Raw genomic sequence first — 24950 nt, 5'->3', positions numbered from 1 at the left:
CCCCTGTCATTCGCGAGCGAAGCGCAGGGGATGAAAGGTTCCCGGTCGATATTTAACGTCGCAAATAGATACATGTTGATTTCATTTGCACGGCGCGTTGACCTGCCCGGAAACGCTGTCTAGGGCGAGCTATGTAAATAAGGGAGCACCCCATGTCCGAAGATACCATGACAGCCAACGCAGTTGAGCTTGCCACCGAACTGACCATTGCGTGGCTCGCCAATCCGAACACCCGCGCCTCGGGCGAGGATGTGCCGGCATTTCTGCGCACGATGCATGATGCGGTGACGAACCTGTCGTCGTCGACTGCGCCGGCGGCACCGGAAGAGCCCGCCGCAGAATATACGCCGGCGGTATCGGTGCGGAAGTCGCTCGCGTCCAAGGATCATCTGATCTCGCTGATCGACGGCAAGCCTTACAAGACGCTGCGTCGTCACCTGGCCGGTCATGGTCTTACCCCGGACGACTATCGTCAGCGTTACGGCCTGAAGCCCGACTATCCGATGGTCGCCGAAAGCTATTCGGAGGCACGTCGCGATATGGCCAAGAAGATCGGTCTCGGCCGCAAGCCCGGTGCGCGTCGCGGCGAGGCTGCCGCTGCTGCCGAGCCGACGACCGGTGGGCGTGGCCGCCGCAAGGCGGCTCAGGCGGACGGCTGATCGCTCGCACCGCACGGGGCGGCACGCCGATGTCGATCGTCGATCCGATGATCGCCCCGGCGGTCGGCCGCGCCCGTGCGTCGCTCGCGCAATCCCTGCGTGATATGGTGGGCAGCGGCGAGCTGGACCTCGCCCGCCCGCCCGAAGACCGCGGATTGATCGCCGATCGCTCGCCCGCATGGCGGGTGCATGGCGACTTCTCCGCGATGATGATCGGCGGCATCTCCGCCTTGCTGCTCCAGATGCTGCATCCCGGTGCGCTGGCGGGGGTGTGGGATCACAGCGATTTCCGGAATGACCGGCTCGGTCGCCTGCGGCGCACCGCGCAATTCATCGCCATCACCACTTACGGGTCGACCGATCTGGCCGAGCGCACGATCGCGCAGGTCCGCGCGATCCACGACCGTATTCACGGGCACTTGCCAGACGGCACCCGCTACGACGCCAACGATCCCGCGCTGCTGACCTGGGTGCATGTCGCCGAAACGGACAGCTTCCTGAGGGGCTACCTACGCTATCGCGATGCATCCCTGTCGCCCGACGATCAGGATCGATACGTCGCCGACGTCGCCGTCGTCGCCGAGCGGCTCGGCGCAAGCGACGTGCCGCGGTCGCGTGCCGACATCGCCGCTTACTACCGCGAAGTTCGCCCGCAATTGCGTGGCGACCACCGTGTGCGCGAGGTCGCCGATGCGCTGCTCGCGCCCGGCCCAGATCCCGCGCAGGCTGCCGGGCTGGCGGTGGCGGCGGCGGCCGCGCTCGACCTGCTTCCTGACTGGGCGGCCGCGCTTCACGACCGTCGCGCGCCGCCGCTCGTGCGACCGGCGATTCGGGCCGGTGCGGACGGAATGAGCCGCGTGCTGCGCTGGGCATTGCGCGCGCCCTGAACCGTTGGGCAAGATGGCTCGTTCTTCGAGGAAAGGAGCCGGGACGATGCCGCTGACCACCGATGCCGAGATCAGGACGTTGCTCGAAGAAGTGCGCACGATCGCGCTGGTCGGCGCATCCGATCGCCCGACGCGCCCATCGAACGGGGTGATGGCGACCTTGCAGGGGCATGGCTATCGCGTCATCCCGGTCAATCCGCAGATCACGGGCACGCATGTCCATGGCGAGTTCGTGTTCCGCGATCTCGACCAGCTCGGCGATCCAATCGACATGGTCGATATCTTTCGTCGCTCGTCGGAGGCGGGCACGGTGGTCGATCAGGCGATCGCGATCGGGGCGAAAGCGGTGTGGCTGCAACTCGGCGTCATCGACGAGGCGGCGGCGGCGCGCGCCGAGGCGGCGGGGCTGAAGGTGGTCATGGATCGCTGTCCGGCGATCGAGATCCCGCGGCTGGGGGTCGGGCCGGTGGGGGCCTGAGCCCTTGCTTTCACCCCATGCAATTTCGTCATTCCCACGCGCGCGAGGCTTTTGCGAACGTCCGGAAGTCGTCCTCACTGCCCCGTCATGCCGGAACAAGTCCGGCATGACGGATGACGTTCGCAGAGGTTTCGCCTTCGCGGGAATGACGGAAGGGGCTGCTCTACCCTCCACAATACTCGTCACAGCTGTTACATTTCCCCCGAGAGATAAGAAGGGGAGTGCATGTCCAGTCTGTTCCGGCGCAAGCCGATCGCGGTCGATCATGGTGACGGGCCCGTCCTTGCCCGCACCCTTTCGTGGCCGCACCTCGTCGCGCTTGGCGTGGGTGCGATCGTCGGGACCGGCATCCTGACGCTGATCGGCGTCGGCGCAGATCGCGCGGGGCCGGCGGTGATGCTCAGCTTCGTGATCGCGGGGGCGATCTGCGCTTGTGCCGCGCTCGCCTATGCCGAAATGTCGACGATGATCCCGGCCTCAGGGAGCGCCTATACCTACAGTTATGTCGTGCTGGGGGAGGTGATCGCCTGGGTGATCGGCTGGTCGCTGATCCTCGAATATTCGCTGGTCGTCTCGACGGTGGCGGTCGGCTGGTCGGGCTATGCCTCGGCGTTGCTGACCCCGCTCGGCTTTCCGGTCGCGCTGACCAACGGGCCGGAAATGGGCGGTCTCGTCAATTTGCCCGCGGTGTTCATCATCGCGGTCGTCGCCGGACTGCTGTGCTTCGGCACCAAGGAGAGCGCGACGCTCAATGCGGTGCTGGTGGGGGTAAAGCTGGTCGCGCTGACCGTCTTCGTGTTCGTCGCGCTGCCGCATTTCGACGCCGCCAACCTCCACCCGTTCATGCCGCACGGCTTCACCGCCTCGGTCGACGCCGACGGCAAGGAGCGCGGCGTGATGGCGGCGGCGGCGATCATCTTCTTCGCTTTCTATGGCTTCGATGCGATCTCGACCGCGGCGGAGGAGACCAAGAACCCCGGCCGCGACCTGTCGATCGGGATCATCGGGTCGATGTTCGGGTGCATCGTCATCTATGTCGGCGTCGCGATCGCGGCGGTCGGCGCGCTCAGCTATACGCGCTTCGCGGGCTCGCCCGAGCCGCTGGCGCTGATCCTGCGCGATATCGAACGGCCCGGGTTCGCGACCTTCCTCGCCGCCAGCGCGGTGATCGCGCTTCCCACGGTTTTGCTGGGGTTTCTGTTCGGACAGAGCCGGATTTTCTTCGTGATGGCGCGTGACGGGCTGCTGCCCGCGGGGCTCGCCAAGGTGTCGCAGCGCGGCGCGCCGGTGCGGATCACGCTGATGACCGCGGCGCTGGTCGCGGTGATCGCGGGGGTGATGCCGATCGACGCGATCGCCGCGCTCGCCAATGCCGGGACGCTGGCGGCGTTCGTCGCGGTGTGCGTGTGCATGATGGTGATGCGTCGCCGTGCGCCAGATGCCGAGCGAACGTTCCGCGCCCCGCTCGCACCGGTGGTCGGGACGTTGGGCGTGCTGGGATGCGTGTATCTGTTCTTCAGCCTGCCGCTGAAAACGCAGGAGTATTTCCTGCTGTGGAACGTCGTGGGGCTGGTGCTGTACTTCGTCTACGGGCGCAAGCGCGCGGCGGTGGGGTGACCTCGCCAAACCCATCATTCCCGCGGAGGCGGCAATCCAGAACCTCGGACCTCGCGCTTCTACCGAGGAACCTGTGCGTCTGGATGCCCGCCTGCGCGGGGATGACGGACAGGAGCGACGCTCAGCGCTTCTTCACGAACTCCGCGCGCAGGACCAAGCCCTTGATCCCGTCGAAGCGGCAGTCGATTTCCTGCGGGTCGCCGGTCAGCCGGATCGACTTGATGGCGGTGCCGCGCTTGAGCGTCTGACTGGTGCCCTTGACCTTCAGGTCCTTGATCAGCGTCACCGCATCGCCGTCCGCCAGCAGGTTGCCGACCGCGTCGCGGACCTCGACGCCGTCCGCCGGCGCCGTGGCGCTGACCTCACCGGCCGGCACCCATTCGCCTGTTGCCTCGTCATAGACGTACTCTTCGCTCAACCTTGTGTCCCCCAAAAGCAGAAAGGGAGGACCAGCGGCCCTCCCTTCCCGAAATCACCCTGATCGTCGTCGCTTACGCGGCGAGGTTCCGCAGCACATACTGCAGGATGCCGCCGTTCAGGAAATATTCCAGCTCGTTGACCGTATCGATCCGGCAGCGGGTCTGGAACTGCTCGGTCGACCCATCCTGGCGCTTGAGCGTGACAGTGACGTCCTGACGCGGGCGCAGGTCGGCGACATGGTGGATCGTGAAGGTTTCGTCGCCGGTCAGCTTGAGCGTCTCGCGGGTCACGCCTTCGGCGAACTGGAGCGGGAGGACGCCCATGCCGACGAGGTTCGAGCGGTGGATGCGCTCGAAGCTCTCGGTGATAACCGCCCGCACGCCCAACAGGTTAGTGCCCTTCGCCGCCCAGTCGCGCGACGAGCCGGTGCCATATTCCTTGCCGGCGATGATGACGAGCGGGGTGCCGTCGGCCTTGTGACGCATCGCGGCGTCGTAGATCGGCATCACCTGACCCTCGTAGCGGCTCATTCCGCCCTCAACCCCCGGCACCATCTCGTTTTTGATACGGATGTTGGCGAAGGTGCCGCGCATCATGACCTCGTGATGGCCGCGGCGCGCACCATAGCTGTTGAAGTCGGCGCGGCTGACCTGGTGCTCCTGCAACCACGTCCCCGCCGGGCTGTCGGCCTTGATCGAACCGGCCGGCGAAATGTGGTCGGTGGTGATCGAATCGCCGAGGATCGCCAGGGGCTTGGCCTCGATGATGTCGGTCACCGGCGCCGGGGTCATCTCCATGCCCTCGAAGTACGGCGGGTTGGCGACATAGGTCGAGCCGGCGCGCCAGGCGTAGGTGTCCGAGCCGGTCACGTCGATCGCCTGCCACTTCGAGTCGCCGGCATAGACGTTGCCGTAGCGGGCGCGGAACATGCCGTCGTCGATGTTGGCGGCCATGAGGTCCGAAACCTCCTGGTTGGTGGGCCAGATGTCGCGCAGGTACACATCCGCGCCATCGGTGCCCTGACCGATCGGCGTCTCGTTCATGTCGGTCGTCACGCTGCCCTTCAGCGCATAGGCGACGACCAGCGGCGGCGAGGCGAGGAAGTTGGCGCGCACGTCGGGCGAGACGCGGCCCTCGAAGTTGCGGTTGCCCGACAGCACCGAGGCGGCGACGAGATCGTTCTCGTTGATCGCCTTCGAGATCGGCGCGGCGAGCGGCCCCGAATTGCCGATGCAGGTGGTGCAGCCATAGCCGACGAGGTTGAAGCCGATCGCGTCGAGATCCGCCGACAGCCCGGCCTTGTCGAGATAGTCGGTGACGACCTGGCTCCCCGGCGCGAGCGAGGTCTTCACCCACGGCTTCGGCTTCAGCCCGAGCGCGTTCGCCTTGCGCGCGACCAGACCGGCGGCGACCAGCACCGACGGGTTCGAGGTGTTGGTGCAGCTGGTGATCGCGGCGATCACGACGTCGCCGTCGCCGATGTCATGCCCGCGATCGTCGACGTCGACGCGCGCCGGCTTTTCCTTGTGGTACAGCTTGAACAGGTCGCCGTTGAACACTTCGTCGACGGTGTCGAGGCTGACCTTGTCCTGCGGGCGCTTCGGGCCGGCGAGCGACGGGACGACCGTGCCCATGTCGAGTTCGAGCGTGTCGGTGAAGACCGGATCGACCGCATCGGCATAGCGCCACATGCCCTGCGCCTTGGCATAGGCCTCGGTCAGCGCGACGACCTCGTCGGGGCGGCCGGTGAGGCGCATGTAATCGAGCGTCTTGTCGTCGACGGGGAAGAAGCCGCAGGTCGCGCCGTATTCGGGCGCCATGTTGGCGATCGTCGCGCGATCGGCGAGCGTCATCTGGTCGAGGCCCGGGCCGTAGAACTCCACGAAGCGGCCGACCACGCCCTTGGCGCGCAGCATCTGCGTGACGGTGAGCACCAGATCGGTGGCGGTGATGCCCTCACGCAGCGCGCCGGTCAGCTTGAAGCCGACCACCTCGGGGATCAGCATCGAGACCGGCTGGCCGAGCATCGCCGCCTCGGCCTCGATCCCGCCGACGCCCCAGCCGAGCACGCCGAGACCGTTGATCATCGTCGTGTGGCTGTCGGTGCCGACCAAGGTATCCGGATAAGCGATCGTCGCGCCGCTTTTGGCGTGGTCGCCGGTTTCCTGCGACGACCAGACCGCATGGCCGATATATTCGAGGTTCACCTGGTGGCAGATGCCGGTGCCCGGCGGCACGACCTTGAAATTGTCGAGCGCCTTGCTGCCCCACTTGAGGAACTCGTAGCGCTCGGCATTGCGGGCATATTCGAGATCGACGTTATCCTCGAACGCCTTGGGCGTGCCGAATTCGTCGACCATGACCGAGTGATCGATGACGAGATGGACGGGAACCTGCGGATTGATCTTCGCCGCGTCGCCGCCCAGCTTGGTGATCGCGTCGCGCATCGCGGCGAGGTCGACCACGCACGGCACGCCGGTGAAGTCCTGCATCAGCACGCGCGCGGGGCGATACTGGATCTCGCGGTCCGAACGACGCTCCTGCTGCCAGTCGACGATCGCCTTGACGTCGGCCTCGGTGACGGTGACGCCGTCCTCGAAGCGCAGCATGTTCTCGAGCAGCACCTTCATCGAGAAGGGCAGGCGGCTGATGTCGCCGAACTTCTGCTCGGCGGTCTTCAGCGAGAAATAGTCATAGGACTTGCCCCCGGCCTGCAGCGTCTGGCGGGCGTTGAGCGTATCCTGGCCGATGGCCGTCATGGGCAAAGTCCTTTCGTCAAGGGCCGTCGCCGGGCGGCGGGCGCGCGCGGCGACGGGAGCGAATGTCTCGGTCGCCGCGGGCGATAGCAGTGGTGCCGCATGTGCGAAAGGGGGGTGGCGGGAGCGGATGTAAGCGATTGTGGCTGGGCGGTGCGCGGGTGGTGGCGCGCGCCGTTATCCCGTGCGGGTGAGGATCCGGAGCCGCAGACCTTCCGGCGCTATCGACGGACCTGCTCGTCTGAATTCCTGTCTGTGCGAGACCTCTGAGAACTCTCATCGTCATGCCGGACTTGTTCCGGCATCCACTGTTACGCGAGCGTCGAAGTCGCCGTTTCTGCGGAGCAGTGGACCCCGGAACAAGTCCGGGGTGACGAACGATGGAGGGGAACTGGCAGATTTTTGCAGAGCTTTCGCCTGTGCGGGAATGACGGGGGAGGTTCTGAACCACGCGCGCGCCGGGCGGTTGGAACGGGCGAACCCCGGCGGAGGCGAAAGGACAGGGCGATGCCGCGCAAGCTGAAGGTCTTTCGCACTCCCGCCGGCTTTCACGACGCCTATGTGGCCGCACCGAGTCGCAGGGCAGCGTTGGCGGCATGGGGTGCGACAGCCGATCTGTTCGCGCGCGGCGCGGCGGAGGAGGTGACCGATCCCGCGCTGATGGAAGCGCCGCTCGCCACGCCGGGCGAGGTCGTGAAGAGGTCGCGTGGGAGTGCGGAGGAGCAACTGGCCGCCGCGCCCGCATCGCGGCGAGCGGGTAAGGCGGCGGTGTCGAAGAAGGTGTCGGTCAAGCCGGTGCCACGGCCGAGCCGCAAGGCGCTGGATGATGCGGAGGCGGCGCTCGACACGGCTGCTGCTGCCGAGGAAGCGGAGTGCAAGGAACTGGCGAAGCGCCGCGCGGCGCTGGAACGCGAGGAGAAGGCCGCCGACCGGCGCTGGCGCATGGAGCGGCGTAAGCTGGAGGACGCACGCGATGCGGCGCGCGAGCGGTATGATGCGGCGCTGGCCAAGTGGCGGGGTTGATGACGGCGGTGGTGACGCGGGAGCGTGTCTCATGCCATGCTCCCGCGTCACCCAGGACTTGATCCGAGGGTCCCGCTTTTCCGTGGGTTGCAAAGAAGCGGGGCCCCGGATCACGTCCGGGGCGACGAACAGGGGGCGATCCGACCGCGCTTACAGCGTCGGGATCATCTCGGTCAGCACTTCGAGGCAGGCGACGCCGAGCGACTTCGACCGTTCGGCGCTCCATCCGAACGCCGGGTCGGGGTTGGCGTCATGATCCTTGAACGGCATCTCCAGCGTCACCGACACCGCGCCGAACCGCTCGGCGAGCTGGTTGGTCGACATCGACAGATTGGCGGTGCCGGGCGCGGACTTCTCATAGCCGAGCTGCGTCTGGAAATCGGGGGTGTGCGCCGCCAGCCGCCGGCCGAACTCGGTGAAGCGGTCGCCGCGCGCGCCGTTCCACGACGGAATGCCCTCGAAACCCGCGATGAAATTGGCGGCGATCGCCTCGTCGCCGTGGACGTCGATCGCGAAGGTGACGCCTGTCTTGTCCATCTCCTGCAGCACGCACAGCACTTCGGGGCTGCGCTCGGACGTGGGGGCGTGCCATTCGCGGTTGAGGTTCACCCCCGCCGCATTGGTGCGCAGATGGCCGCGGCGCGTGCCGTCGGGGTTCATGTTGGGGACGACATGGACGGTTGCCTCCCGCAGCAGCGGCGCGGCGACGGGGCTGGTCAGCCAGTCGAGCGCGCCGTCCATCCACCATTCGGCCATCGATTCGCCGGGATGCTGGCGCGCGTAGAGCCACACCTGCTTTTCGCCGGTGCCGAGGCGGAAATAGTCGATCGCCTGTCCGTCGAGCGTCTCGCCGAGCTGGCGGTGCGTCACGCCCGCGCGGCCGGCGATACGCGCGACCAGTCGGGCGTGCATCTCCATCGTATAGGGCGCGAAATAGGCGAACCACGCCACGTCGCCTTGCCCGGTCCAGTCGAAGCCGAGCACGCCGCCGTCGTAGCGGGTGTCGATCATCCGCCATTGCTCGAGGTCGGTCGAGACGCGGGTCTTGTAGCCCGGCCAGCCGAACGGATAGGCCGACTCGCCGGCGTTGAGGATGCGGAAGGCGACGCGCTTGCCGCGCAGCCCGGCGGCGCGGAAATAGAACCACTGGAAGAAGTCGGACTGGTGATCGCGGACGATCTCCAGATCGCAGCGCCAGTCGTCGCCCGCGCCCTCCAGGCTGACGAGCTTGATGTTGCCGCCGTCGAACGCGGCGTTGATGTCCAGCGTCATTTTACCTCGACCGTCCGCCCCGAATCGCCGGGGAAATTCTTGAAGAGCGCGCCCGCGAGTCGCCCGGCGACCGAGGCGGCGTCGGCGTCGGGGGCGCTGGTGTCGGTCAGCGATTGCGCCTGACCCTCCCAGATCGCGTCGGCGCCGTGACGGATGCGGACCGCCAGTTCGGTGACGAGCCCGAGCCGCCCGCCCGAGTCGCCGCCGACCGGGAAGCTGACCCCGCCGCCCAGCCCGCTGCCGCCGCGCCAGCCGCCCGAATAACCGCCGCCGCCGATCCCGATCTGGATCGGCGAACGCTTGGGCGGCAGCCCGCGCTCGGCGCGCGTGAAGCCGACGGTGGCGATGAAGTCGGGCTTGCTGCCTGGCGCGGCGCTGGTGAAGCCGTTGCGGAGCAGCTCGGCCTCGACCGCGGCGGCATAGGTCTTGTATTCGAGGCTGGCCGAGGACGGGCCGGGCAGCGGCTCGACCGCGATCGTCCCGCGCTCCGCCACCGCATCATAATGGAAGCGGGTCGCCTGGACCGGAAAGCGCTGCGGCCCGGTGGTGCAGGCGGCCAAAGGTGCCAGCGAAAGAGCCAGAAGAATCGCGCGACGCATGACACACCCCCGATACGATCGTTGCGACATAACAACGCACGCTCGTGGTGCAAGCTCCCGCTCGGTTGACTTTCGGGCGTGCGCTCTCTAGGCGGCGCGCTTCCCAGTTTTCGAAGAAGCGCAGCCATGAAGATCCGCAACAGCCTGAAGTCGCTCAAGGACCGTCACCGCGACAATCGCGTGATCCGCCGTCGCGGCCGGACCTATGTCATCAACAAGACGAATCGCCGGTTCAAGGCCCGCCAGGGCTGATTCCGGCGTGATGCCGACGTCGGTCATTTTCGACGTCGGGCACGTCCTGTACGACTGGAACCCGCGGGTTCTGTACGAGCGCCTGTTCGATGACGAACGGGCGCTCGACGTGTTCCTGAACGAGGTCGCCACGAAGGAGTGGCATTTCCAGCACGACGCCGGTCGCCCGTTCGCGGAGACCAGCGCGGAGCTTGGCGCGCGATTCCCGGAACATGCCGAGATGATCGCCCATTGGGGACCACGCTTCGGCGAGCAGATCCCGGGGCCGATCCCCGGCATGATCGCGATCGTCGAGGAACTGGACGCGGCGGACGTGCCGCTGTTTGCGATCACCAACTTCAGCCACGAATTCTTCCCGCCGTTCCGCGCGCGGGAGGCGGCGGTGTTCGACCGCTTCCGCGACATCGTCGTTTCGGGTGAAGAGCGGCTGGTGAAGCCCGATGCCGCGATCTACCGGCTCGCGCTCGATCGGTTCGGGCTGGCGGGGGGCGAGGCGTTCTTCATTGACGACAATGCCGCGAATATCGCCGGCGCGCAGGCGCTGGGCATTCACGCGCATCTGTTCACTGACGCGGCGACGCTGCGTCCTGCACTGGTCGCGGCCGGCCTGCTGCGCTGAGGCGCGGCGGAACGATCGGGCGTACCACGGCTTTCTGGCTTCGACCTCATTAGGAGAGAGCCATGGAAGACGATCGCGTTTGGGCGTTCGAGGAAAGCCTGTGGACCGGCGACGCCGATCATTACCGCGAGTCGATCGATGAATCGGCGCTGATGGTCGTGCCGCAGCCGCCGTACGTCCTCGAAAGCGAGGCGGCGGTCGATGCGGTGTCGCAGACGCCGCGCTGGGAGCGGGTCACCTTCAAGGACGGCCGGATCGTGCGGCCGCAGGAAGGGCTGATCGTGATCGCCTATGGCGTCGAGGCGACGAAGGGCGACGAACGCTATGTCGCGCATTGTACCTCGACCTACCGTCGCCTGGAGCATGAGGTCTGGAAGGTCGTTCAGCACCAGCAGACGCCCCCGCTGACCGCCGAGGTTCATGCGACGGAGGATTGACCGGACCGCGCCGCGGTTGCGCGCGCGATCGTCAGAAGGTTACCGCCTCGACGAGCTGGTCTGTGCAAACGACGACGCCACATGAACGAAGGTAGCGTCGCCGCGGTATAGTTGTTCTTCCAGCTCGGCAATGTAGTCGACCAGCACGCGCATCGACAACGGATCGGTAATCATCGTCGATGCGCGTCGGGCGGCGGCGAGCTCGACCCGTAACCTGTTGTTGCGAATTACCCGTTCCATCGCCGTCCATCCCGCCCCGCGCGTCGGCAGTGACCACTATCCGTCGGTCCGATCGTCGGCGTATCGCCGGCGCGACCGGAAATGCTGCTGTCGGTCATTGCGGCAAAGCAACTTTCCACTTTGCCAAAGTTTAACATTAAAATCGGTTTAAGCAGACGTGGACGCTTCGCTCAAGTGGTTCAGCTGGCGTATGTAAACACTTGTCCGTCGCTCTTTGCCGAGCGACGGACGCGCGCCGGTTACTGCGCGTCGGGGGCGCGATAGTCCTTCAGCTCGTCGCCGACGATCTGCACGACATGCAGTACGTTGGTCGAACCCGGCGTGCGGAACGGTACGCCAGCCATCACGATCACGCGATCGCCGGCCTTGGCGATCCCCTGGCGCAGTGCGATGCGCTTGGCCTTGGCGACCATTTCCTCGAACGACTCGACATCGCGCGTGTTGACGTTGTGCGTCCCCCACAGCAATCCGAGCCGCCGCGCGGTGTCCGTGCTGGGCGTCAGCACGAGGATCGGCACCGACGGGCGCTCACGCGCGATGCGGCGCGCGGTCGATCCCGACATGGTGAAGCAGATGATCGCCGAGGCCGAGACGGTGTCGGCGATGTTCTTCGCCGCCTCGGCGAGCGCGTCGGCGGTGGTCGGATCGGGGCGGGTGACGGTAAAGTGGATGCGGTCGCCATGCATCGGATCGCGCTCCACCGCGTCGCCGATCGCGTTCATCATCGCGACCGATTCGACCGGCCACTGGCCCGCAGCACTTTCGGCCGAGAGCATGATCGCATCGGCGCCGTCGTAGATCGCGGTCGCGACGTCGGACACCTCGGCGCGGGTCGGCGACGGGCTTTGTATCATCGATTCGAGCATCTGCGTCGCGACGACGACCGGGCGACCCATGCGGCGCGCGGTTTCGACGATGCGCTTCTGGAGCGGCGGCACCGACTGCGGCGGCAGCTCGACGCCGAGATCGCCACGCGCGACCATCACGCCGTCGCACGCCTCGACGATCTCCTCGAGCCGCTCGATCGCGGCGGGCTTCTCGATCTTGGCGAGCAACGCGGCCTTGCCGCCGATCAGCTTGCGCGCTTCCCACAGATCCTCGGGGCGCTGGACGAACGACAGCGCGATCCAGTCGACGCCCTGGTCGATCGCGAAAGCGAGGTCGGAGCGGTCCTTCTCGGTCAGTGCCGCCATCGGGATCACGACGTCGGGAACGTTGAGCCCCTTGTTGTCGGACAGCGGGCCGCCGACCTCGACCGTGGTGACGATGCGGTCGGCGTCATGGTCGGTAACGCGCAGCACCAGCTTGCCGTCGTCGAGCAGCAGGCGTGCGCCCGGCTCGATCGCGGCGAAAATCTCCTTGTGCGGCAGCCGAACGCGCGACGCGTTGCCCGGGGTCGGATCGTGATCGAGCACGAAGGTGCTGCCATGTTCGAGCGTGACGCGCCCGCCGTCGAACTTGCCGACGCGCAGCTTGGGCCCCTGAAGATCGGCAAGGATCGTCGTCGGACGCTTGAACCGCTCCTCCAGCGAGCGAATCGCCTGGATGACCGCGATCTTCGATTGCTGATCGCCGTGGCTCATGTTGACGCGGAACGCATCTGCGCCCGCCTGGAAAAGGGTGGTGATCATTTCCAGCGTATTGCTGGCCGGGCCGAGCGTCGCGAGCACGCGAACCTTGCGCGAGCGCGGAGCGATATGATTCGGGTTCAGGGTCATGCGCCTTCCTGCTTTGCCGGCACGGCCTTAACGAGTAACGCCGCAGGATCAAATCCGGGAGATCACATGGACCGCCTCGACACGCTGGACGATGCCGTAGCGGCGGCTGCTTTCCGCCGGCTCGTCCGACACTTGCGCCATCGCACCGACGCGCAGAATATCGATCTGATGGGACTGGCCGGTTTTTGCCGCAACTGCCTGTCCGACTGGGTGGGCGAGGCCGGCGGGCTCGACAAGGACGACGCGCGCGCGGCGATTTACGGCATGCCCTATGCACAATGGAAGGCCGCGCATCAGGGCGACGCGACGCCCGAGCAGCTTGCGCGCATGGCCGAGAGCGTCGCGAAGAACGCCTGATCGCAGGGCGCGGGCGATCGTCCGCGACACACTTGAGCATCGGCGCGCGCGGGCGTAGACGCGCCGCCGCACCCCTTACCGGGTATCCACCACGCCGTCCCCGCCCGCGCGATTCGCGCCGGTGTTGCGGGCGGCGTCGTTTTTTCTGGGGAAGTATGATGGCGGAAGAGCGTGGCGAAGGCATGGGCGGCGGTTCGGTGGCAGCCGACGAGCTGCGGCTGCTGATCGAGCGGGCCGAACGGCTGGAGGAAGAGAAGAAGGGCATCGCCGACGACATCAAGGACGTGATGGCCGAGGCGAAGAGCCGCGGCTACGACGCCAAGGCGATCCGCAAGATCTTGCAGATCCGCAAGAAGAAACGTGAAGAATATCAAGAAGAACAGTCTATCCTTGAAGTCTACATGCAAGCGCTTGGCATGATCTAGATCATGAATGGCCGTCGCGACGGCGGCCGTTAATCTTGTCTTCGCTTCTTCCACTGTATACCGTTCTCGTCGGGCGAACGTGGGGGTAAGCGACAGGTGCTGGCGGGTTTGCAGTCCGGATTCCGGCCGCGGGAGGAGCGGATCACCGTGCTCGTCCCGTCAAGGATGCGGGTGGAAGCACGCTGGCTGGATATCGTGATCCATAATATTTCCTCGCGCGGTCTGATGGCCGGGTGCGACCAGCCGCCGGCGGTCGGCAGTTACGTCGAGATCCGGCGCGGGACGCTGGTGATCGTCGGGCGCGTCCAGTGGAACAAGGGCCGGTTCTTCGGGCTGCGCTCGCAGGACCGGCTGTCGGTCAAGGCGCTGGTCGACGAGCCGCGGCTGGCCGGTCGTCCCGACCGCAGCGCCGCGCAACCCGAAAGCGACCGCCGCGCCGAACGCCGGCTGGCGCATGAAGCGCAGATGGCGCGCAAGGTGGAGCGATCACGCAGCTTCGCGTCGATGTTCCAGTTCCTCGTGCTGGTGGCGGTCGCGGTGACGATGGCGGGGATCGCCGCGCATACGGTGTTCACGATGCTCTCGGCGCCGGCGGCGCAGATCGAGGATGCGCTGAAGGTGAAGTGAGGGCTGGCGGCTAAGCCGGCGGGCGTGAACGGGTTTGTGTTTCAGGGTCGGTGTTCGTTGCTCGGAGGGGGGCGTCATTCCCGCGCAGGCGGGAATCCAGAACCTCTGACGTGTCGCTTCTATCGCCGGACCTGCGCTTCTGGATTCCCGCCTGCGCGGTAATGACGACTGGGCGGGGGCACGCGGCTCGGTCAGGTTCGGGGCGACAGTAAGCTACGCCGCCTCCGCCGGTGCGGTCGTCCAGCCGAGATGCGGGATCGTGATCGAGCGTTTGCCGCCCATGTCGGTGCGCGTCACGAACAGGTCGCGCCCTTCGATATAGCCGATCAGCCGCTTGACCCGCCCGATCGAGCTGGTGCCGTAGGTGTTCGCGATCGCAATGTCGGACGGGCACGGCGCACCGTCGCGCGCCGCCTTGGCGACCAGCAGGAACGCGCCGAGCATGTCGTCGGGCAGTCCGCCGGCCAGCGCGAGGACGCTCGCCCATTCATCGGCATGCGGATCGAAGATGCCGGCGCGCGCGCACGACAGACGGCGGCTGAACGCGGCGAGGTCGAGCGCGGGCTTGGCGATACCGGCCATCCGGCAGCGGACCTGAAAGTCCTGATAGAGCACCGCCGCCGGACGTCCGCTGCTTTCGTCGTCGGTGACGATCGCGCGCAGCACCTCGGCATAGACCGCCTCGACCTCTTCCTCGTTGCGGTCGGGGAGCGACGGGGCGGGGGTGGAGGGTGCGGGCGCCTCGATATCGGACAGCAATTCGTCGGCGGGCACGCGGCGCGGGCGCGGATCGAAGGTCATCGGCAGCGTCGGCGCGGCCTCGGGCGTCACATCGAGCAAAGATTGCAGGTCGACCGAATCGGCCTGCGGCAGCGGGACCAGCTTGGGGCTGCCGCTGCGCGCCTGCGTCTCGACCGTGCCAATCCGCACCGTGATCGGCCGCCGCGACACCGCCGGCCCCAGCGCCATGAAGGTGCCGCGCGCCAGATCGCGGATCGATTCGGCCTGCCGCCGCTCCATGCCGAGCAGATCGGCGGCACGCGCCATGTCGATGTCGAGGAAGGTGCGCCCCATCAGAAAGTTGCTCGCCTCGGCCGCGACATTCTTGGCGAGCTTCGCCAGCCGCTGCGTCGCGATCACGCCCGCCAGGCCGCGCTTGCGCCCGCGGCACATCAAATTGGTCATCGCCGACAGCGAGGCGCGGCGGACCTCCTCGGCGACCTCGCCACCGGTGGTCGGCGCGAACAATTGCGCCTCGTCGACCACCACCAGCGCCGGATACCAATGTTCGCGCGGCGCGTCGAACAGCGCATTGAGGAAGCCGGCGGCGCAGCGCATCTGCCCCTCCGCCTCCAGCCCTTCGAGACTCAGCACTACGCTGGCGCGGTGCTCGCGCAGCCGGGCGGCGATTCGCGCCAGCTCGCGTTCGGCATAATCCGCGCCCTCGATCACGACATGGCCGTAGCGTTCGGACAAGGTGACGAAATCGCCCTCGGGGTCGATCACCACCTGTTGTACCTGTCCCGCGCTGCGTTCGAGCAAGCGGCGCAGCAGATGCGACTTGCCGGACCCGGAATTGCCCTGGACGAGCAACCGGGTGGCGAGCAGTTCTTCGAGGTCCATGGTCACGGGCGCGCCGCGCTCGTCGTGCCCCATGTCTACGCTGACGGTCATGATCGCGCCCCGTTTGGCCGATCAGGCCCCGGTTGGGCAAGCGCTTTGCGCGACCGCGGCGTGCGGCTACGGGGGCGCGTCACGAAGGGGAAACGTCCATGGCGCACCGTCCACCGATCGCCGATCTCGCGCTGCGCATCATCGGCAAGCCGCGCCATTCGCTGGATGCCGAGGAACGCCGCGTCCTCGACAGTATCGATGCGGGGACGCTGGTCAGCCGCGACGCCGCCGACGAGGCCGATCTGCGCGCCAGCTTCGGCGACCGGTTGGCCGATCGGGTCGCGGCGGTCGGCGGATCGTGGGGGTTCATCATCGCCTTCACGGTGGTGCTGGTCGGGTGGATGCTGCTCAACACCGACGTGCTGAAATATTTCGGGCTGCAGTTCGACCCCTATCCGTACATCTTCCTCAACCTGATGCTGTCGACGCTGGCCGCGGTGCAGGCGCCCGTCATCATGATGAGCCAGAACCGGCAGGCGGCGAAGGACCGGCTGGCCGCCAGCCTCGACTATGAAACCAATTTGCGCGCCGAGCTGGAGATCCTGCGGCTACACGAAAAGATCGACGGGCTGGTGATCGAGCGGCTGGCGGCGCTGGAGGCGAAGATAGACGGGTTGGCGAATGGGGGCCCTCGCGCGTAAAGGCACGGGATTATCCGTCAGAGGCGACCATGGCAGGCCATTCCAAGTTCAAGAACATCATGCACCGCAAGGGCGCGCAGGATAAGAAGCGCTCCGGCATGTTCTCCAAGCTCAGCCGCGAAATCACCGTCGCGGCGAAGATGGGGCTGCCCGATCCCGACATGAACCCGCGGCTGCGCGCCGCGATCAACGCCGCCAAGGCGCAGTCGATGCCCAAGGACAATATCCAGCGCGCGATCGACAAGGCGAGCAAGGGCGACACCGAGAATTACGAGGAAATCCGCTACGAGGGTTTCGGCCCGGGCGGGGTGAGCCTGATCATCGAGGCGCTGTCCGACAATCGCAACCGCACCGCAACCAACGTGCGCACCGCGGTGTCGAAGAACGGCGGCAATCTGGGCGCGAGCGGCTCGGTGAGCCACGGCTTCGACCGGATGGGGCTCATAAACTATCCGGCGAGCGCGGGCGATGCCGAGAAGGTGTTCGAGGCGGCGCTGGAGGCCGGGGCCGAGGACGTCACCTCGACCGAGGAAGGCCATGAGATCTGGACCGAGCAGGGTTCGCTCCACGAGGTCGCCAAGGCGCTGGAGCCGGTGCTGGGCGAGGCCGAGGGCGCGAAGCTGGCGTGGCGCCCACAGACGATGGTCGAGGTGACCGAGGCGGATGCGGCGACGCTGTTCAAGCTGATCGATGCGCTGGACGACGACGACGACGTGCAGACGGTGTGGGGGAATTACGAAGTGTCCGACGAGGTGATGGCGAAGCTGGGGTGACCTGAAAGCCCCTCCCCTTCAGGGGAGGGGTTGGGGTGGGGGAATGACGAGCGAAATCGAATTGCTGACCCGTGCCGCGGACATGCGGCGCAATCCCACCGAGTGGGAGAAAAGGCTCTGGCGCGAATTGTCAGGAACCAAGCTCGGCCACAAGTTCCGTCGCCAGCACGTTATCGCGCCTTACATTGCCGATTTCTTTTGCCCGGCGAAGGGGCTGATCATCGAGGTCGATGGCGACACGCATGATCCGGTCGCGGACGCTACCCGGGACCGCTTCATCGCCATCAAAGGCTTTCACACCCTGCGCTTCTCCAACTTGGACGTCCGCGAGAATATGGAAGGCGTCCTGCTCACGATCGTAGCCGCCCTGCAAGCTCGCCCCGATCGCTGGTCCGGCGTGCCCCACCCCAACCCAGTTGCAGGTGAACGATGCGCTGCATCGTTCAGGTCATGCCGGGGGCATGACCGACCTGCAACTCCCGAGGGGGAGGGGCTTGAGCGATGATCATCCTCGGCCTCGATCCCGGGCTCGGCACGACCGGCTGGGGGGTGATCCGTGCCGAGGGCAACCGGCTGAGCCATGTCGGCAACGGGCAGATCCGCACCGATCCGTCGATGCCGCTGCCGCGCCGGCTTGCGAACCTCTATTCGGCGCTGATCGATGTCCTCCGCGCCGAGCGGCCCGACGAGGCGGCGGTCGAGGAGGTGCTCGGCAACACCAATGCGCAATCGACGCTCAAGCTGGGGCAGGCGCGCGGGGTGGTGCTGCTCGCCGCGAGCGGGGCGGGGCTGACGATCGGGGAATATCATCCCTCGACGGTCAAGAAGGCGGTGGTCGGCACCGGCGGCGCGGAGAAAAGACAGATCCAGGCGATGATGGCAGTGCTGCTGCCCGGCGCGAAGCTGGCCGGGCCGGATGCCGCAGACGCGCTGGCGGTCGCGATCTGCCACGCGCATCATGTCGCGAGTGCGCAGGGGATGATGCGGCGGGCGCGGGCGGGGGCGTGATATCGCCTCCTCGTCATTCCCGCGCAGGCGGGAATCCAGACGCGCAGGTCTTCCGATAGAGGCGAGACGTCAGAGGTTCTGGATTCCCGCCTTCGCGGGAATGACGGATCTTGGTGGTGAGCAGGCGTGACACAAAGTCTGTTCAGAAGGGCGGATGCTCACCTCGCCGCCACGCCGCAGCCCGTCTCAGGCAGTAAGGCCATACCGCCAGAGGGGAGAGAGCAATGAGGCAGAAGACTATGAGCCCAATCAAATTCTTGCCCAAATCTTCAAGCCCGAAGAAGCCGATCGTAAACAAGACGATGAAGGAGACTATGAGCGTGTAGGCGAACGCAACGGCGATCAGGATTGTGGAAACGAATTTGTCCAATGCGTCCTCAGTGTCAGCCTCTCATTTCGTGACAGGCCCAGTCCGATGTTCGCAATGGGGGGCAAATGCCCCTCATTCACCTCAGCGCGCGATCCCCCCCGCCGCGAGCACCGCCAGCGTCACCAGATCGCCCGCGGTCGACGTCATCGGCGCGATCTGCACCGGCTTTTCCATGCCGACCAGCATCGGGCCGATCATGTCGTCGCCGCCCAGCTCGCGCAGCAGCTTCGCCGAGATGTTCGCCGATTGCAGCCCCGGCATCACCAGCACATTCGCCGGTCCCGACAACCGCGCGAACGGGAAGTTCTTGAGCTGGCGCGGGTTGAGCGCGACGTCGGGGGCCATCTCGCCCTCGTATTCGAAGCTCACCTTGCGGTCGTCGAGCACCTGCACCGCGCCGCGGATGTTGTCGAGCCACTGGCCGTTGGGGTTGCCGAAGGTCGAATAGCTGAGGAAAGCCACGCGCGGTTCTTGGCCCAACCGGCGCGCGACCGCGGCGGTCTGTTCGGCGATGTCGGCGAGTTCCTCGGCGGTCGGGCGTTCGTTGACCGTGGTGTCGGCGATGAAGACGGTGTGAGACTGGCCGACCAGCACATGGATGCCGAAGGCGGTGCGGCCGGGCGCGGGATCGATCACGCGCTTGATCTCGCGCATCGACTGCGCGAACGGGCGCGTCACGCCGGTGATCATCGCATCCGCTTCGCCCAGCTGGAGCAGCACCGAGCCGAAGATGTTGCGGTCCTGGTTAATCATCCGCTCAACCTCGCGGCGCAGGAAGCCGCGGCGTTGCAGGCGCTGGTAGAGGAAGTCGACCATCTTGGGCACCAGCGGCGAGACACGGCTGTTGTGCAGCTCATATTCTTCCGGATTGGCGATGCCGAGCGCGCGCAAGCGATCGTAGACGTCCTCGCGCCCGACCAGCACCGGCGTGCCATAGCCGCCTTCCTTGAAGGCGATCGCCGCGCGCAGCACGACTTCCTCCTCGCCCTCCGCGAACAGCACGCGCTTCGGATTGGCCTTGGCGCCTTCATAGGCGAGGCTGAGCACCGAGGTGGTCGGGTTGAGCCGTGCACGCAGCGCCGCCGCATAGGCGGCCATGTCGAGGATCGGCTTGGTCGCGACGCCCGAGTCCATCGCCGCCTTAGCGACCGCGGCGGGGACGATCTCCATCAGCCGCGGATCGAACGGCGACGGGATGATATATTCGGGGCCGAAGCTGTGCTGAACGCCGTAAGCGATCGCGACCTCCTCGGGCACGCGCTGCCGCGCCAGTTCGGCGATCGCATTGGCGGCGGCGATCTTCATCGCGTCGTTGATGCCGGTCGCGCGCACATCGAGCGCGCCGCGGAAGATGAACGGGAAGCAGATCACGTTGTTGACCTGGTTCGGGTAATCCGAGCGCCCGGTCGCGACGATCGCGTCCGGGCGCGCCGCCTTGGCGAGTTCGGGGCGGATCTCCGGCTCGGGATTGGCCATCGCGAAGATGATCGGGGCCGGGGCCATGTCGACCACCATCTCCGGCTTGAGCGCGCCCGCCGCCGACAGGCCAAGGAACACGTCCGCGCCGTGCAGCGCCTCGGTCAGCGTGCGGCGATCGGTGTTGGCGGCGTGCGCCGACTGCCATTGATTCACGCCATCGCGACCCTGGTAGATCACGCCGGTGCGGTCGCAGATCAGCACGTTGTCGTGCCGCACGCCCATCGCCTTGATGAGTTCGGTGCAGGCGATCGCCGCCGCGCCCGCGCCGTTGACGACGACCTTGATCTCCGAGAGCTTGCGGCCGGTCAGCAGGCAGGCGTTGATGACGCCCGCGGCGCAGATGATCGCGGTGCCGTGCTGGTCGTCATGGAAGACCGGGATGTTCATCCGCTCGCGCAGTGTCTGCTCGATGATGAAACATTCCGGGGCCTTGATGTCCTCGAGGTTGATGCCGCCGAAGGTCGGCTCCATCAACTCGACCGCGTCGATGATCCGGTCGACGTCCTCGGTCTTCAGTTCGATATCGATCGAATCGACGTCGGCGAAGCGCTTGAACAGCACCGCCTTGCCTTCCATCACCGGCTTGCCGGCGAGCGCGCCGAGATTGCCCATGCCGAGGATTGCGGTGCCGTTCGAGATCACCGCGACCAGATTGCCCTTGGCGGTATAGTCATAGGCGGTGGCGGGATCGTCGGCGATCGCCTGCACCGGGATCGCGACGCCGGGCGAATAGGCGAGCGCGAGATCGCGCTGCGACGCCATCGGCTTGGAGGGCACGATCTCGATCTTGCCGGGGCGACCCTCCGAGTGAAACAACAATGCTTCGCGCTCGAACTGGACGTTGCGCTCGTCGGCCTGGGTGCGATCGTCGGTCATGGCGACAGCCCTTACGGAATGCGGGCGGCGATGGGAATATCTCCTAGCGTTGCTCGTGCGCGAGCAGATGTTGCTTCGCCGCCAGCCCGCCGGCGAAGCCGGTCAGCGCGCCCGAGCGGCCGATCACACGGTGGCAGGGGGTGACGATCGAGATCGGGTTGCGCCCGTTCGCCGCGCCGACCGCGCGGGTCGCGGTGGGGCGGCCGATCGCCTGCGCGATGTCGGCATAGCTGCGCGTCTCGCCATAAGGGATGGCATCCAGCGCGCGCCACACGTCGCGCTGGAAGGCGGTGCCGCGTGGGCTGAGCGGCAGGTCGAAGGTGGTGCGCGTGCCGGCGAAATATTCGCGGAGCTGCGTCGCGGCGGCGGCGAGAACCGGGTGGTCGAGGGTTTCGACGGTCGCCTCCAGCCGCACGCGTCCCGGTCTGTCATCGGGCCACAGGATTGCGATAAGCGCGGTGTCGTCGGCGACCAGCGTCAGGTCGCCGAGCGGGGAGGGAAGGGTGGTGCGGTGGAGCATGGCAATGTTTTTACCGGCTTCCGCTCGCTGTCGCATCCCGTTGTTTGCGGTCAAAGTGTCGGGTGGTTTTCGGCCAAGCACGCGGGTATGATCGCGGCCATGAAGCATGAGCCGGGCATTTTCGAGCAACGCGATCGTGAAGCCGAGGCGGCAGCGATCGCGCGAGCCCGGGCCGATGTCGCGGCGGGACGGGTTCACTCGCACGAGGTCGTCAAGGAGTGGCTGATGACATGGGGAAAGCCCGGTCGCTTGCCATTCCATGAATGGCTTGCCGCACGCAATGGCGAGAGTTGACTGGACCGACGAGGCGCTGCGCGAAATCGACGAGATCGTTTTCTACATCGAACGGGTCAACCCTGCCGCAGCGACCCGGATTTCGACACGACTGTTGGCGCTCGGCGATAGCCTGAGCGAGTTTCCACGTCGCGGTCGGCCCGTCGAAGATGGGCTACGTGAACTGACTACTGTTCCGCCGTATATCATGCTTTACGAAACTGACGGCGAGATCGTGTCGATCCTTTCCGTACGCCACGGCGCCCGCCGCCCGGACTGAACCCTTCCATGACCACCACCTCCGCACCGACGCCGATGATGGCGCAATATCTCGCGCTCAAGGCCGAGTCCGAGGATTGCCTGCTCTTCTACCGGATGGGCGACTTCTTCGAACTGTTCTTCGACGATGCACGCGTTGCGGCGCAGGTGCTCGACATCGCGCTGACGTCGCGCGGCGAACATGCCGGGGAGAAGATCCCGATGTGCGGCGTGCCGGTCCATGCCGCGACCGCCTATCTGCAACGGCTCATCAAGGCCGGGCACCGCGTCGCGATCGCCGAGCAGACCGAAAGCCCCGAGGCGGCGCGCAAGGCGCGCGGGTCGAAGGCGCTGGTCAACCGCGCGATCGTCCGCGTCGTCACCGCCGGCACGCTGACCGAGGAGACGCTGCTCGACGCGCGCGCCGCCAATTGGTGCGTCGCGATCGGCGAGGCCGGCAGCGAGGTCGCGGTGGCGGCGGCGGACGTGTCGACCGGCCGGTTCGAGGTGATCGCCTGTGACCGCGCCTCGCTGGGCGCCGAGCTGGCGCGGCTCGGCGCGGCGGAGGTGGTCGCGGCCGAGGGCGGCGACGCGCCCGCGACCGTGTGGCGCCCGCGCGCCGAGTTCGACAGCGCGCGCGCCGAGGAGCGGCTGAAGCGGCTGTTCGCGGTCGCGACGCTCGACGGCTTCGGGCAGTTCGGGCGCGCCGGGCTGGCGGCGGCGGGCGGGCTGGTCGCGTATCTCGACCATACCGCCAAGGGGCAATTGCCCTTCCTGCGCCCGCCGGTGCTCGCCGCCGCGCGCGACACGATGGCGATCGACGCCGCGACCCGCGAGAGTCTCGAGATCACCTGCACCGCGCAGGGGCAGCGCAAGGGCAGCCTGCTCGACGCGGTCGACCGGACGGTGACGGGGGCGGGCGCGCGGCTGCTCGCCGCCGATCTTGGTGCGCCGCTGATGGACCGCACGGAAATCGAGGCGCGGCTCGATCTGGTGCGGCTGTTTCACGACGATGCGGGGTTGCGGGACCGCATCCGCGCGGCGCTGCGCGCGCTGCCCGATATCGGTCGCGCGCTCGGGCGGCTCGCGGCGGGACGCGGGAGCCCGCGCGATTTGGGACAGTTGCGGGACGGGCTGGACGGCGCATGGGCGATCGGCGACCGGCTCGGCAAGCTCAGCGAGACGCCGGCGCTGCTTGCTCAGCTTGCGCCGCGATTGCGCGGGCATGGCGAGCTGATCGACCTGCTCAAGCGCGCGCTCGTGCCCTCGCCGCCGATCGAGGCGAGCGACGGCGGCTATATCGCGGCGGGCTACGACCCCGCGCTCGATGCATTGCGCGATACCGGCAGCGGCGGACGGCGCGCGATCGCCGCGCTGGAGGCGACGTTCCGCGCGAAGACCGGGATCGCCGCGCTCAAGATCCGCCACAATGGCGTGCTTGGCTATCATATCGAGGTGCCGGCGCGCGCCGCCGATCCGTTGATGGCGGCGGACTCGGGGTTCACGCATCGCCAGACGCTGGCCGGCGTGGTGCGCTTCAACGCGCCCGAGCTGCACGAGGTCGCCGCGAGCGTGACGCAGGCCGGCGCGCACGCGCTCGCCGCCGAGGCCGCGCATCTGGAGGACCTGACCGCGCAGGCGCTGGCCGGGCGGCTGGCGATCGCCGCGACCGCCGATGCGCTGGCACGGCTCGACGTCGCTGCCGCGCTGGCCGAGCGCGCGATCGAGGGCGGCTGGTCGCGCCCGGCCTTTGCCGACCACGCCTGTTTCGAGGTGACGGGCGGGCGGCATCCGGTGGTCGAGGCGGCGCTGGCGAAGAGCGGCGATCGCTTCGTCGCCAACGATTGCGTGCTCGGCGAGCGGTCGCGGCTGTGGCTGGTGACGGGTCCGAACATGGGCGGCAAGTCGACCTTCCTGCGCCAGAACGCGCTGATCGCGGTGCTGGCGCAGGCGGGTGCTTACGTGCCCGCGGGATCGGCGCGGCTGGGGCTGGTCGATCGGTTGTTCAGCCGCGTCGGCGCGTCGGACAATCTCGCGCGCGGGCGCTCGACGTTCATGGTCGAGATGGTCGAAACCGCCGCGATCCTCGCGCAAGCGACCGAGCGCAGCTTCGTGATCCTCGACGAGGTCGGGCGCGGCACGTCCACCTATGACGGGCTCGCGATCGCCTGGGCGGTGGTCGAGGCGATCCACGAGGACAATCGCTGCCGCTGCCTGTTCGCGACGCATTACCATGAGCTGACGCGGCTGGCGGAGCGCTGCGACGCGCTGTCGCTCCACCACGTCCGCGCGCGCGAGTGGAAGGGCGAACTGGTGCTGCTCCACGAACTCGCCGACGGCCCGGCGGATCGCAGCTACGGCCTTGCGGTCGCGCGGCTGGCGGGGATGCCGCCCGCGACGGTGTCACGCGCCAAGTCGGTGCTCGCGAAGCTGGAGGCGGGGCGCGCCAAGACCGGCGGGCTGGCGGCGGGGCTCGATGACCTCCCGCTGTTCGCCGCCGCCGCGCAGGCGGAGGAGGAGAAATGCGACGCGATCCGCGCCGAGGTCGAGGCGCTGGATGTCGACGCGCTGACGCCGCGCGAGGCGCTGGATACGCTGTACCGGCTAAAGGCGCTGGCGCGGGAGGGGTAGGGCTTCTCAATTAGGATCGAATATCGGGAAAGCCAAAGCGTTCTCAAAACCCGGTCGGGTG

28 protein-coding genes are annotated in these 24950 nt (G+C 67.2%); 18 read left to right on the top strand and 10 right to left on the bottom strand.

From position 1 onward, the window contains the following. Positions 1-152: 152 nt before the first annotated feature. From PGN12_01010 to PGN12_00995, 4 genes are all read left to right on the top strand, one after another. The gene (locus tag PGN12_01010) at positions 153-659 is read left to right on the top strand and encodes a MucR family transcriptional regulator (GenBank protein MEH3102471.1); all 507 of its coding nucleotides are present in this window, start codon (positions 153-155) and stop codon (positions 657-659) included. A gap of 29 nt (positions 660-688) precedes the next feature. Continuing rightward, complete coding sequence (locus PGN12_01005; GenBank protein MEH3102470.1) at positions 689-1546, top strand: oxygenase MpaB family protein; 858 nt, start codon at positions 689-691, stop codon at positions 1544-1546. 46 nt (positions 1547-1592) lie between these two features. Further along, positions 1593-2024: a CoA-binding protein gene (locus tag PGN12_01000; GenBank protein ID MEH3102469.1), complete on the top strand. Its 432-nt coding sequence runs from the start codon at positions 1593-1595 to the stop codon at positions 2022-2024. A 225-nt stretch (positions 2025-2249) separates the two neighbouring features. Then, positions 2250-3641, top strand: a complete 1392-nt coding sequence (locus tag PGN12_00995) for an amino acid permease (protein ID MEH3102468.1) — start codon at positions 2250-2252, stop codon at positions 3639-3641. 121 nt (positions 3642-3762) lie between these two features. Here the strand turns inward: PGN12_00995 and PGN12_00990 are convergent, their stop codons facing one another. Together PGN12_00990 and acnA are read right to left on the bottom strand one after the other, a co-directional pair. Next, complete coding sequence (locus tag PGN12_00990; GenBank protein MEH3102467.1) at positions 3763-4059, bottom strand: zinc ribbon domain-containing protein YjdM; 297 nt, start codon at positions 4057-4059, stop codon at positions 3763-3765. 73 nt (positions 4060-4132) lie between these two features. Beyond that, positions 4133-6820, bottom strand: coding sequence for an aconitate hydratase AcnA (gene acnA / locus PGN12_00985; protein ID MEH3102466.1), 2688 nt, complete (start codon positions 6818-6820; stop codon positions 4133-4135). Positions 6821-7324: 504 nt separating this feature from the next. On the opposite strand from acnA, the gene PGN12_00980 reads away from it, so the two are divergent. Further along, a complete protein-coding gene (locus PGN12_00980; protein MEH3102465.1) occupies positions 7325-7840 on the top strand; it encodes a hypothetical protein in 516 nt (171 codons plus the stop codon). A 150-nt stretch (positions 7841-7990) separates the two neighbouring features. Here PGN12_00980 and PGN12_00975 read toward each other — a convergent pair whose 3' ends face one another. Continuing rightward, complete coding sequence (locus PGN12_00975) at positions 7991-9112, bottom strand: M14-type cytosolic carboxypeptidase (protein MEH3102464.1); 1122 nt, start codon at positions 9110-9112, stop codon at positions 7991-7993. Next, on the bottom strand, positions 9109-9711 hold the full coding sequence (locus PGN12_00970) for a hypothetical protein (protein ID MEH3102463.1): 603 nt from the start codon (positions 9709-9711) through the stop codon (positions 9109-9111). Before PGN12_00970 ends, PGN12_00975 begins: the two co-directional genes overlap by 4 nt. A gap of 126 nt (positions 9712-9837) precedes the next feature. On the opposite strand from PGN12_00970, the gene ykgO reads away from it, so the two are divergent. The 3 genes from ykgO to PGN12_00955 all read left to right on the top strand — a co-directional run bounded on the left by ykgO (position 9838) and on the right by PGN12_00955 (position 11019). Further along, a complete protein-coding gene (ykgO, locus tag PGN12_00965; GenBank protein MEH3102462.1) occupies positions 9838-9963 on the top strand; it encodes a type B 50S ribosomal protein L36 in 126 nt (41 codons plus the stop codon). A 10-nt stretch (positions 9964-9973) separates the two neighbouring features. Further along, positions 9974-10582 carry an HAD family phosphatase gene (locus PGN12_00960; protein ID MEH3102461.1) on the top strand — a complete coding sequence of 203 codons (609 nt, stop codon included), beginning with the start codon at positions 9974-9976 and terminating at the stop codon, positions 10580-10582. Between the two features lie 62 nt (positions 10583-10644). After that, positions 10645-11019: a DUF4440 domain-containing protein gene (locus PGN12_00955; GenBank protein MEH3102460.1), complete on the top strand. Its 375-nt coding sequence runs from the start codon at positions 10645-10647 to the stop codon at positions 11017-11019. A gap of 39 nt (positions 11020-11058) precedes the next feature. Here the strand turns inward: PGN12_00955 and PGN12_00950 are convergent, their stop codons facing one another. Both PGN12_00950 and pyk read right to left on the bottom strand, forming a co-directional pair. Continuing rightward, entirely contained in the window at positions 11059-11259 is a 201-nt protein-coding gene (locus PGN12_00950) for a hypothetical protein (GenBank protein MEH3102459.1), read from the bottom strand. Between the two features lie 239 nt (positions 11260-11498). Next, positions 11499-12977, bottom strand: coding sequence for a pyruvate kinase (gene pyk / locus PGN12_00945; GenBank protein MEH3102458.1), 1479 nt, complete (start codon positions 12975-12977; stop codon positions 11499-11501). 66 nt (positions 12978-13043) lie between these two features. Here pyk and PGN12_00940 point away from each other — a divergent pair, with 66 nt between their 5' ends. From PGN12_00940 to PGN12_00930, 3 genes are all read left to right on the top strand, one after another. Further along, positions 13044-13334, top strand: a complete 291-nt coding sequence (locus PGN12_00940; GenBank protein ID MEH3102457.1) for a DUF1244 domain-containing protein — start codon at positions 13044-13046, stop codon at positions 13332-13334. A 158-nt stretch (positions 13335-13492) separates the two neighbouring features. Next, positions 13493-13759, top strand: a complete 267-nt coding sequence (locus PGN12_00935) for a DUF2312 domain-containing protein (protein ID MEH3102456.1) — start codon at positions 13493-13495, stop codon at positions 13757-13759. A gap of 171 nt (positions 13760-13930) precedes the next feature. Next, positions 13931-14386, top strand: coding sequence for a PilZ domain-containing protein (locus tag PGN12_00930; GenBank protein ID MEH3102455.1), 456 nt, complete (start codon positions 13931-13933; stop codon positions 14384-14386). Between the two features lie 213 nt (positions 14387-14599). Here PGN12_00930 and PGN12_00925 read toward each other — a convergent pair whose 3' ends face one another. Continuing rightward, positions 14600-16060, bottom strand: coding sequence for an ATP-binding protein (locus PGN12_00925; protein MEH3102454.1), 1461 nt, complete (start codon positions 16058-16060; stop codon positions 14600-14602). 98 nt (positions 16061-16158) lie between these two features. On the opposite strand from PGN12_00925, the gene PGN12_00920 reads away from it, so the two are divergent. From PGN12_00920 to ruvC, 4 genes are read left to right on the top strand one after another with little or no spacing between them, the layout of a single operon-like run. After that, positions 16159-16701: a DUF1003 domain-containing protein gene (locus tag PGN12_00920; GenBank protein MEH3102453.1), complete on the top strand. Its 543-nt coding sequence runs from the start codon at positions 16159-16161 to the stop codon at positions 16699-16701. 29 nt (positions 16702-16730) lie between these two features. Continuing rightward, positions 16731-17474, top strand: a complete 744-nt coding sequence (locus PGN12_00915) for a YebC/PmpR family DNA-binding transcriptional regulator (protein MEH3102452.1) — start codon at positions 16731-16733, stop codon at positions 17472-17474. Positions 17475-17517: 43 nt separating this feature from the next. Further along, positions 17518-17979 (top strand): endonuclease domain-containing protein, encoded by a 462-nt coding sequence (locus tag PGN12_00910; protein MEH3102451.1) that lies wholly within the window; start codon positions 17518-17520, stop codon positions 17977-17979. Beyond that, positions 17976-18482, top strand: a complete 507-nt coding sequence (ruvC, locus tag PGN12_00905) for a crossover junction endodeoxyribonuclease RuvC (protein ID MEH3102450.1) — start codon at positions 17976-17978, stop codon at positions 18480-18482. The genes PGN12_00910 and ruvC overlap by 4 nt, the downstream gene beginning before the upstream one ends. 142 nt (positions 18483-18624) lie before the next feature. Here ruvC and PGN12_00900 read toward each other — a convergent pair whose 3' ends face one another. From PGN12_00900 to PGN12_00890, 3 genes are all read right to left on the bottom strand, one after another. Further along, complete coding sequence (locus PGN12_00900) at positions 18625-18852, bottom strand: hypothetical protein (protein ID MEH3102449.1); 228 nt, start codon at positions 18850-18852, stop codon at positions 18625-18627. Positions 18853-18933: 81 nt separating this feature from the next. Further along, a complete protein-coding gene (locus PGN12_00895) occupies positions 18934-21207 on the bottom strand; it encodes an NADP-dependent malic enzyme (protein MEH3102448.1) in 2274 nt (757 codons plus the stop codon). A gap of 43 nt (positions 21208-21250) precedes the next feature. After that, entirely contained in the window at positions 21251-21727 is a 477-nt protein-coding gene (locus PGN12_00890) for a methylated-DNA--[protein]-cysteine S-methyltransferase (GenBank protein MEH3102447.1), read from the bottom strand. On the opposite strand from PGN12_00890, the gene PGN12_00885 reads away from it, so the two are divergent. From PGN12_00885 to mutS, 3 genes are read left to right on the top strand one after another with little or no spacing between them, the layout of a single operon-like run. After that, the gene (locus PGN12_00885; GenBank protein ID MEH3102446.1) at positions 21719-22021 is read left to right on the top strand and encodes a hypothetical protein; all 303 of its coding nucleotides are present in this window, start codon (positions 21719-21721) and stop codon (positions 22019-22021) included. The two genes, PGN12_00890 and PGN12_00885, sit on opposite strands and share 9 nt — an antisense overlap. Beyond that, positions 22008-22280 carry a type II toxin-antitoxin system RelE/ParE family toxin gene (locus PGN12_00880; protein MEH3102445.1) on the top strand — a complete coding sequence of 91 codons (273 nt, stop codon included), beginning with the start codon at positions 22008-22010 and terminating at the stop codon, positions 22278-22280. Before PGN12_00885 ends, PGN12_00880 begins: the two co-directional genes overlap by 14 nt. Positions 22281-22315: 35 nt before the next feature. Next, positions 22316-24889 (top strand): DNA mismatch repair protein MutS, encoded by a 2574-nt coding sequence (mutS, locus tag PGN12_00875; GenBank protein MEH3102444.1) that lies wholly within the window; start codon positions 22316-22318, stop codon positions 24887-24889. The last annotated feature ends 61 nt before the right edge of the window (positions 24890-24950 follow it).

Origin of the sequence: Sphingomonas phyllosphaerae (genome assembly GCA_036946405.1) — a bacterium.
GTDB lineage: Bacteria > Pseudomonadota > Alphaproteobacteria > Sphingomonadales > Sphingomonadaceae > Sphingomonas > Sphingomonas phyllosphaerae_D.
The sequence above is the reverse complement of the archived record's forward strand: the minus strand, read 5'-3'. Positions and strand labels throughout refer to the sequence as shown.